We start from the raw sequence: 9225 nt of genomic DNA, 5'->3' as shown, positions 1-9225 counted from the left end.
GCTACGACAAGACCCGTGAGTCCTACCAGGCCACCGTCACCATCGCCTCACTCCTGCTCTGGATCTGACCCTTTGAAGACGATCTCTAGGGCCTGTTCCGGAAGTGGACCTGTAGATGACTGCCGACCGGGCGGGCGCCCGAGGGCGTCCGCCCGGGAGGTGTCAGAGTTGGCGGAAGTAGACGGTGCGTGGGTGGGGAGTGCAGTCGAGCGACTCGTAGAGGGCTCGAGCCGGTGCGTGGAACTGGTCTCCTCCGGTGCCGATCTCGACGACCTCGGCTCCGAAGGCCCGCATCTGGTCAAAGGCGTGCTCGCACAGTGCCGTGCCCACATGGTGACGTCGGTGCTGGGCCGAGACGGCGAGGATCGTGACCTCACCCTTCTTGCGGTCCGGGACGACGTTCCACGCCACGTAACCCGCGATGGTGCCTTCCACTTCGGCGATGGCGACGTGCGAGTGCCGTTTGGGAGAGTGGAGCTCGGCGACCTGTTTGCGGTAGTCGTCGCGCCAGCTGCCGTGCTGAACAGCGAAGACGGCCTCGCCCATCAAGGGACGGAAGGGATTCCTCATAGAACGGCCGGAACGTGTCGATGGTCAGTTCGGTGAGTGGTGCCAGGTCGTGCTGGGTGAATGCGCGGATGAGCACGGAAGTGTGCCTCTCAGGCCGAGGGCTTGATACCCGGGGCGGAACACGGACATCGTTCAGCCCGCCCCCTGCCACAGAATCGGCGGTGAGACGGGCTCCTCAGCGACGTGTACGCCGGGCGTCAAAACACTCCATGGCCCGCATCGTAGCGCCCAGTGTGTACTCCCAATACTTCGATCACAGCCACTCGTTGATGGCTGCGATAAGAACGGCCGCCTCGTAGCGGACCGCCAGCTTGTCGTATCTCGTGGCCACGGCGCGGTGCCTCTTGAGGCGATTGATTCCGCACTCGACTGCGTGGCGCTCGCGGTAATCGACCGGGTCGAACTTCGGCGGCCGGCCGCCGCGGGAGCCGCGCTTCTTGCGGTTGCGGGCCTGGTCGGCCTTGTCCGGGATGGTGCAGCGGATACCCCGTCGACGCAGGTAGGCGCGGTTCTTGAGGGAGGCGTACGCCTTGTCGGCCCGCACCCGGTTCGGTCGGGTGCGGGGTCTGCCGGCCCCGGCGCGACGCACCCGGACTTTCTCCAGCACGGGCTCGAATTGCGGGGAGTCCCCACGCTGCCCGGCTGTGATCACGATCGACATGGGCTTCTGTCCCTGCTCGACGGCCAGGTGCAGTTTGGTGGTGAACCCGCCGCGTGAGCGCCCCAGTCCGTGATCTCCGGGCTCGGTGAAGACACCGCCCGGCGGTTCCTTTTGCAGGTCACCCTGCTTGCGTGCCCCGGCCGCATGCTGATGAGCGCGGCACACGGTGGAGTCGATGCTGAGGTCCCACGTGATCACGCCCTTGGCGTCGGCCAGGGACTGGAGCCGGGTGAGGACTCGGTGCCAGGTGCCGTCCCGCTGCCAGCGGCGGAACAAGTCGTAGATCCGGCCCCACGGTCCGTACTGGACGGGCACGTCCCGCCACGGCACACCGGTCCTGACCCGGAACCGTATGCCGTCGATCAGCTGCCGCCGGGACCAGACGGGCGGTCGCCCTGCCTTCCTCCCCGTAGGCAACAACGGCTCTAACACCGTCCACTGTTCATCCGTGAGATCTCCCCGACCCATGAACCGTGATCATTCACACCTCAAGATCCACTTTCGATACACGGCCTAGGCGACGGCACGGCGGTCCAAGGGGTGGCGCGGTGGCCGCAGCCGCACGCCTGCCCCCGCTCTCGCGGCTTCCTTGGCTCTCTCGGCTCCCCCGACTCCCTCGACTTCTTGGTCAACAGCCATGAGACGAAAGGTACTTGCTCGCTCGAGATGCCTGCTCACCGGCTGAAGCCGGACTCGGCCGATCATCGACCGCGACCGGCGCCGGGCCGAACACGGCTGACGCCGACGTTCTCGCCGTCACCGGACAAGGGGTGTGCCCCTGCCAAATAGCAGTGGGGCACACCCGGCAGTTCATTCAGCAAGGAGGTGACCTTGGGGCCTAATCAGGGCCGCCGGAAGCTGTTCACGAAAAGGACCGGAGCCCCGTAGTCGTCCTCGTCTGCCACTTCCACGTCGAAACCCGCCGAAGTGAGGATTCCAAGAAGGGCGTCCCGCATATGCACGCGGACGGTTGAGTGATGGCGAAGAGCGAAAGGCTGATTCGCAGGATCGAATCTTCTGCCCTCCAGAAGAGCGCCCTCCAGAAGTTTTACGGCAGCAGTCGTCAGTTCTGCCCCCGTGTTCCAGTCCACCACCACTCGGCCGCCGGGGGTGGCTTCCATGTGAACCTCCGCCCCAGGCCTGCCTTCAGGCCCACCCCCAAGCTCAACCCGATGAACGGGAATTCCGGCTTGGGTCAGTGCTCGGCAAGCCTCATCGGCCAGCTTGTCGCGTTCAGCAAGGATCTCCGGTGAGGATTTCAACGGCAGATCGTATTCGTACTCGGCCATACGTCGTTCACTTCCCTTCCTGTTGTTGGCCTGCCAGGGAGCGCGCCGAACGCCCCCCGCCAGCTCGCTTGACGTATTCAGCCAGCAGTTGCTTCGCGCCGCTCTCCATGCCGGGGAGGTATGGGACCGACCAGGTGACCGGTGTGCCCTCTTTGAGAGCGGCGGCCAGTTCGGAGGCGCAACTCCCACAGGGTGAGCGCTCAGTGTAGAGAGCGGTGATCTGCTTGGGGTCGAATCCCTTTGCCTTCAGCTTGTCCAGGATCTCTGTCTCCGAGTGACCGGAAAACTTGCTGTTCGCGACCACGAGGTCTCCGGTCTTAGGGTCGTTCCACCCCGGCACCTTGGCGACGGCGACATTGTGCTGCGCTCCGAAGTAGCCGTTTTCGGTCCTGTAGTGGTAGGCCATGCGGCTCAGCTCGTCGCTGTTGTAGCGGATCAGGCCACCGCATCCCTCACCGGGCACGGATGCCGGTGCGGTCAGGAGCCTACGGGTCGTCCTCTTGGTGCAGAACTTGGCAAACTCGTCCAGTGCCCGGTACCCGATGCGGGCGACGACGTCGTCGGCCAGACCGACCGTACGCAGCGCCTTGAAGGCGTCGGTGATGCCGATGCCGGTCCTGACTGCGGCGTCCAACGACCTGACAGCATCGGCGATGGGCCGGAGAACCTTGCCCGCGAACAAGGTTGCGACATCCACGGCCGCCCAGGCGCAACCGCCCAAGCTCCCCTTCTCACCACCGGGGAGGATCTTCTGGACGCATCTGATCCAGCTCCCGAAGAGGATGTCGATCGGGTCGACGCCCTTCTGGTACTCCGCGATCGTGATGTTGTGTGTGACCTCGGTGGACAGTGCCTTGGTCGAGTGCTCTCCCAGATACACCGTCGAATCGGCGGGGCAGCCCCACTTCATCGCGTCCACGCCTTCGGCGGTGCAGAGGAACAGGTCGAGGTCGGCCTTGTATCCGATTTTCCCGGTGATCGTGCAGTCGCCGTCGTAGAAGAGCTGGTCCCACCAGCCGTCGCAGCCCTCCGTCTTCTTCAGGACCTTCATGTCGCCGACTTTTTCTACGCGGTTGATGACGTAGAACATGCCGCCGATGGATACGCCAGCTTCATCCGGGACCGTTCCGGTCTCGATCTGCTTGTTGGCCTCCTTGCGCTGTGCGGAGTCCGAGGCTTCCTGAGCTTCCTGGGCGTACTTCTCCGCGTCCTTGGCGTACTGCTCGGCCTCGGTCGCCGCCTCGTCGGCACGGTCGGCCGCGGCACGGGCGTCCTTGGCGTCCTGTTCGGCGGCGTCTGCCGCGTCCCTGGCCGCTTGTGCGTCGAGGGCGGCTTCGTCGGCGGAATCGCGGGCGTCCTTGGCGTGGCCTTCGGCCCGGCCTGCCGCCTTGTCGGCCGCCTCGGCGTCCGCGGTGGCCTGCTTGCCGTACTCGATCGTGCGGGCCAGGGACTGCGCGGCCTTCGTGGCGGCCTTGGCGGCGGCTGCCGAGTGGCCGAGGGCTTCCTTGGCGTAGCCGCGTGCGGTGGCCGCGTAGCCGGCGGCGTTGGCGGCGTGCTGGTAGGCCGCCTTGGTGTCGTCCTGTGCCTTGTCGGCGATGGCCTTGGCGGCCTTGGCCTCCTCATCGGCGTTCTTGGCGTGGGCGTCGGCGACGGCCTGCTGCTGTTCGGCGATCGTCTTCGAGCCCTGCCCCGTCAGCACCACCAGGGAAGCGGCGCTGTCGGTGTCGGTGTAGGGCGAGCCGATCTGGATCGCGTCGTTGGCCGGCTGGGCCACCTGCACGGCGGCGTTTCCGGCGTCGACGGCGGCCCCGGCGGTGACGTGCGCGTACCCGGCGGCCTTCACCGATGCGGCTCGAGCCTTGGCGGCCTGCTTGTTCGCCTCGTCCGCATGGGACTTGGCGGTCTTGGCGAGCTGCTCGGCCTTGTCGGCCTCCTTCACGGCCTGGTCGGCCTCGTAGGCGGCGTCCTTGGCCGCCTGGATGGCGTCGGCGGCGGAGCTGGTGGCCTTCCTGACGGCCGCGTCGGCCTTGAGTTTCGCCGCTTGCGCGTCGTCCGCGTGCGCGCGGGCCCTCTTGGCCGCGGCCTCGGAGCGGGTGGCCGCGGCGTCCGCCTCGGCCGCCGCACGGGTGGCGGCATCGGCCTCGGAGCGGGCCTTCTTCGCCGCGGTCTCCGCCTCGGTGGCGTGCTTGTCCGCCTTGTCGGCCGCCGCGCGGGCGTCGTCGGCCGCGTCTCCTGCGTCCAGTGACTGGGCGTGGGCCTGTTTGGCGTCCGCCTTGGCGCGGGCGCTGTCGGCCTTCTGCTCGGCGTCCCACGCGTCATCGCGCAGGTCGCGTGCCTTGTCGCTGGACTTCTTGGCGTCGTCTCTCTTCGACTGGGCGGTGGCCTCGGCTCCTTCGGCGTCCTCCTTGGCCTTCTTCGCCGTGGCCGCGTGGCCCTGCGCCTTTGTCTTGTGCTCCTTGGCCTCGGCCTGTTTGGCGGCGGCGGTCTCCTTCTCCGCCTTGGCCGTCTTCTCCTCGGCCTCAGCGGCGAGCCGCTTGGCGTGCGCGTCGGCCGCGGCGACCTTCGCCTCCCCTTCGGCCTTCTCGGTCTCGGCGAGCTTGGCCTCGGCGGTCTCCTTGTCCTCCTTGGCGTTGTCCCGGTGGACCTTCGCCGCGTCCCGGGCGGCCTTGGCCTGCAGCTCCGCGATATGTGCGGCTTCCCTGCGGAACTCCGTCTTCGTCTGCGCCGTCTGGGCCAGCGCGCGCTGTGCGATGGTCTGGCTGTCGCCGCCCGAGGCACGGGTGGCGGCTTCGGCGGTCTCGCCGGCCTTGACCATGGCGTCGAGCGCGGCGACCGCTCCGTGGGTGACCTGGGCCTTCTGCTGACCGACGAGGAGACCGCGGCCGCGCGGGGCGCCTGCTGCGTCCGCGACCTGGTAGGCGGCCTGTTCGGCGGTGTCGGAACCGGCCGCGGCCTTCTTCGCCTTGGCGGCCTGCGCCTTGAGGACCTCCAGTTGCACCTTGGCCTGGCTACGCGCCTTCGCCATGCCCGTGGTGGCCTGGGTGAACTGGGCCTTCGGCGGCACGTCTCCCGTGTAACCGGACGGCTTGATGTCGAACTGCTGCGGGCCGGAGCCGTTGCATGCGTACAACTGCGAGTTGTAACCGTTGTCGTACTTGTGCAGGTCCAGGCATTTGCCTGTCCCGACGTTCTTCAGCGCCGTGGTGGCGTTGAGGTTGTACTCCCACGTCTGCGCCGGGCTGCTGTTGCACGTCCAGATCTGGATGAGCGTGCCGTTGGCCGCACTGTTGTTCTCGACGTCGAGGCATTTGCTGGAGTTGGCGTTCTGCAGGTGCAGTCCGGCATCGTCGCCGTAGACCAGCCACTTCTGGGCCGCGCTGCCGTTGCAGGTGTAGATCTGCACCGGGGTGCCGTTGGTCTTCCCGGAACCCTGCACGTCGAGGCACTTGCCCCGCGCGGCGTGCACCTCGATGACCGCCGGCTTGTCGCCGACCGTTCCCGCGCCTCCAGGGGACCAGTAGTCCTGCCAGCGGGCCAGGCGGTCAGCCGTCCACGAGTAGCCGATGAGCTTGCTGAGCGTCTTGGAGCCGTCGGTCAGCGCGGTGGTGGCGTCCTTGTTCGCGTTCAGGATCTGGTTGCGCTGGACCGCCTGGGATGCGATCTCCTGCTGCCACTCCTTCGTCGCGGTGTCCGAGACCCCGCCGAGGACCTGGTTCGGGTCGATCGCGTCGCGCCACGCGCACGTGGCGAACCGGCTCTTCATGTCCTCGACCGCGATGCGGAACTCCGCTGTGTCCGGCTCCGGTGCCAGCCGGGGAAAGCCTCCGGAGGCCAGGAAGAGGCGGGCGTCGTCCGCGCCCATCGGCTCCAGCGCCCCGCCGGTCAGGTGCTGGAACGCCTCCTGTTCGGCAAAGGCACGAGCACGCTCGTCCGGCGGCAGGCTGGGGTCCGGGTCCTGCTTGTAGAGCGGGGTGCCGAGATCCTTGACCGCCTTGACGGTCGCCTTGTCGGCCGACGGGGTGGCGTCCTCGTAGAAGTCGGCGTCGTCCTTCCAGAATCGGTCACTGACCCACTTCGTCAGACCGGTCTGTGAGTCGAAGGACTCTCCGTCGTTCCCGGAGGTTCCCGGCGGCCAGTGGAAGCCGGTCTCGGTGAACCCCGCTGGTGTGGTGAGGCCTTCCAAGGGCTTCTTCCACGTCCCGCGGGCGGCGTCCAGGGCATCGCCCTGCTTGGCGTAGTCCTCCCGGTCGGTGGCGTACGCCGTCGCGAGCAGGGTGTTCTCCCAGTGTTCCCGGTTGGCCAGCGCGTGCAGCCGGTCGGGGTCCTGATCGAGGCCGCTCTGCGCGACGCCCGCCATGGCGGGCCCGCCGAGGCGCAGCACTTCGGTCATCAGACACTGGTCCTGCCGCAGTTGCTCGGCGGCGGTGTCCTGGCTCCAGTCGTACGGTCTGTCGTCGGTGGCGGCCGCACCCGCTCCGGCGAGCCGGTTCAGCAGATCCGGATGGACGGCGAGCGTGAGCAGCACCGCCACGGCGGTGAGGAGCAGGACCGTCCGGGCGAGGAACCCGGACTTTCCCGGTCTTGGTAACAGGAAACCTGGCGACCTGGAGCGCATGAGTGCGTCCCCCCGTCATGAGGAACGCGGCCGGGAGCCATCCGTGAGGCGGTCCCGGCGTCGGTCGTCGCTGGCCCCTCCCGCAGCGGCACTGACCCCCGGCCGCTGAGTGAAAGTTTCGTGACGGAATGGTGGAGGTCCGTCAGCACGGCGATCACCGTAGGTCCGGGCCAGGCGGCGAACAAGGGTCCAATTCCGTACGGCTCGAAAGCGCCTAACGGGACTTACGGGTCTGGCGGGTGCAACTCGCTCGTGGTGAAAGGGAGTTACTTATGCGTTTCCCGTGAAGAAGTGGGCGGCCTTCGTTCCAGAACGACTGAAAGCCAAGATCGGCGCCGAGCGAGGCAGGCGGGACTTTCGATACAGGCCCTAGGTCCCCAGCCCCAGCCCGGACCAACCCAAGATCATCCGCAAGCCCGATGCCCCCCTTCTGACGCGGGAGCCACCATGCTGGTGGAACCTGCCAAGAGGAGCACGCCATGTCGTACCCGGAATACCTCGAGTATCCCAAAGCCCGCTACCACGGCAACAAGGGCGAAGTGAACGCGGCCTACCGCCCGGCCGACAGCCCACCGGACATCTCCTCACCCGGCACCTCCACCCACTACCTCGCCACCAACGAGTCGACCGGCGGCGAATTCGGTCTGTACAAGGTGAAGCTGGGTGCACGGTCCGCTGGGGCCAAGACCCACTTCCACAAGGCGATGTCGGAGTCCTTCTACATCCTCTCCGGCGAACTGGAGCTGTACAACGGCGAGAAGTGGGTCACGGGCCGCGCGGGCGACTTCCTGTACGTTCCGGTCGGCGGCCTGCACGCCTTCAAAAACGTGACGGACGAGCCTATGTCCATGCTCATGCTCTTCTCCCCAGGCGCCCCACGCGAGGAGTACTTCGAGCGGGTCGCGGAGGTGGCGCAGCGCGGTCGCGAAGAGCTCAAGCAGTTTCGCGTCCGACACGACAGCTACTTCCTGGAAGACTTCGAGCCGGGGAAGGAGTAGCTCGGGGCCGTTGCAGGACCACCACTCCCCCACCGCGATGGCCACTCCAGGGCGAGCCCGGCCTGTACAAGTTCGCCAACGGCGTCACCTGACGGCCGGAGGCCCGGCTGTCTACTCGAGCCCCGCCTTACGCTTCTCCGGCTCAGACCCGGTGTCCTTGGCGGGCATCTTCCACCGGAATGCCTCGCCCTCTCCGTCGGTGTGGATGAGGGTGCCGCCGCGCTGCGCTTCGCTGATGTCGAAGGCCTGGCTGCGCGACTGGAAACTGCCGCTCTGGATCGCCCCTGCGTTGGTACAGCCACGCGCGTTCACGTTCGGGGCGCTGAAGCCGTTGTTCTCGGCTGTCTCGCCGTCGGGCGCGATCCACTGCCTCGGCGGGTACGGTCTCCGACGCCGCAGCACCCTGGCCGCCTGGGCAAGCCCGGGGAGATCGCCTCCACCGCGCTCTGGCTGTACTCCGACGACGCCGCCTTCACCGCCGGCACCGCCCTCGTCGTCGGCGGCGGCCAGACCGTATGCCCCGCCGGAAACCCCAGGGAAATCCGTCCAACGTCGGCGAGCCCTCGAGGACGCCAAAGGGGCACGGTGTCACCGGCTCCGCTCTGCGAGGTGGGCGTCCATGGTGGCGTTCAGATCGGTCATGAACTGCTCGAACTGCTCCAGAAGCTGCGGCGGGTAGGGGGACATCGCGGCGTCGAGGCGGTGGGCGAGCGGGCCGAAGAACTCGTCCGCCCGCTCCTGGATGTGTGCGCCGCTGCGCAGGGTGACGATGCGTCGGTCGGAGTGCTCGCGGGTGCGGGTGATGTGCCCGGCCGTTTCGAGGCGGTTCAGGAGTGCGGTGGTGGCGCCGGTGGACAGGGAGATCCGCTCGCTCAGCCGGGCCGGTGACAGCGGGGTCCCGCGTTCTTCGGCGGCCGCGATTTCCAGGACCGCGGTCGCGTCGGTGGAGTGCAGGCCCAGCCAGGCGGCGAAGCGCCGACTGAGCTCGGCGTAATGGCCACCGTAGATCCGCAGCCCTTCCATCAGACGCTCGCGCCGCACCGCGACACCGTCGTCGCCCATCGCTTCCTCCACCGGGCCTGCCACCTCTTC

General features: G+C 67.6%; 7 protein-coding genes. 1 reads left to right on the top strand and 6 read right to left on the bottom strand.

The genetic code is table 11. The annotated features are described in order from the left end of the window. Positions 1–162: 162 nt before the first annotated feature. The 4 genes from AC07DI_RS36745 to AC07DI_RS36730 all read right to left on the bottom strand — a co-directional run bounded on the left by AC07DI_RS36745 (position 163) and on the right by AC07DI_RS36730 (position 7135). Entirely contained in the window at positions 163–546 is a 384-nt protein-coding gene (locus tag AC07DI_RS36745) for a GNAT family N-acetyltransferase (RefSeq protein WP_478909229.1), read from the bottom strand. A 277-nt stretch (positions 547–823) separates the two neighbouring features. Further along, complete coding sequence (locus AC07DI_RS36740) at positions 824–1699, bottom strand: IS5 family transposase (RefSeq protein WP_478909228.1); 876 nt, start codon at positions 1697–1699, stop codon at positions 824–826. A 374-nt stretch (positions 1700–2073) separates the two neighbouring features. Next, the gene (locus AC07DI_RS36735; protein ID WP_478909227.1) at positions 2074–2520 is read right to left on the bottom strand and encodes a hypothetical protein; all 447 of its coding nucleotides are present in this window, start codon (positions 2518–2520) and stop codon (positions 2074–2076) included. Positions 2521–2527: 7 nt separating this feature from the next. Continuing rightward, positions 2528–7135, bottom strand: a complete 4608-nt coding sequence (locus AC07DI_RS36730) for an RICIN domain-containing protein (protein WP_478909225.1) — start codon at positions 7133–7135, stop codon at positions 2528–2530. A 479-nt stretch (positions 7136–7614) separates the two neighbouring features. On the opposite strand from AC07DI_RS36730, the gene AC07DI_RS36725 reads away from it, so the two are divergent. After that, a complete protein-coding gene (locus tag AC07DI_RS36725) occupies positions 7615–8133 on the top strand; it encodes a cupin domain-containing protein (protein WP_478909223.1) in 519 nt (172 codons plus the stop codon). 111 nt (positions 8134–8244) lie between these two features. On the opposite strand, the gene AC07DI_RS36720 is transcribed toward AC07DI_RS36725, so the two are convergent. Both AC07DI_RS36720 and AC07DI_RS36715 read right to left on the bottom strand, forming a co-directional pair. Beyond that, positions 8245–8535 (bottom strand): hypothetical protein, encoded by a 291-nt coding sequence (locus AC07DI_RS36720; protein WP_478909221.1) that lies wholly within the window; start codon positions 8533–8535, stop codon positions 8245–8247. Between the two features lie 186 nt (positions 8536–8721). Beyond that, positions 8722–9195 carry a MarR family winged helix-turn-helix transcriptional regulator gene (locus AC07DI_RS36715; RefSeq protein ID WP_478909233.1) on the bottom strand — a complete coding sequence of 158 codons (474 nt, stop codon included), beginning with the start codon at positions 9193–9195 and terminating at the stop codon, positions 8722–8724. Positions 9196–9225 lie beyond the last annotated feature (30 nt).

Source organism: Streptomyces sp. NPDC044106 (genome assembly GCF_056433985.1).
Note: the sequence above shows the minus strand (reverse complement) of the source record. Positions and strands in the feature narration are given on the sequence as shown.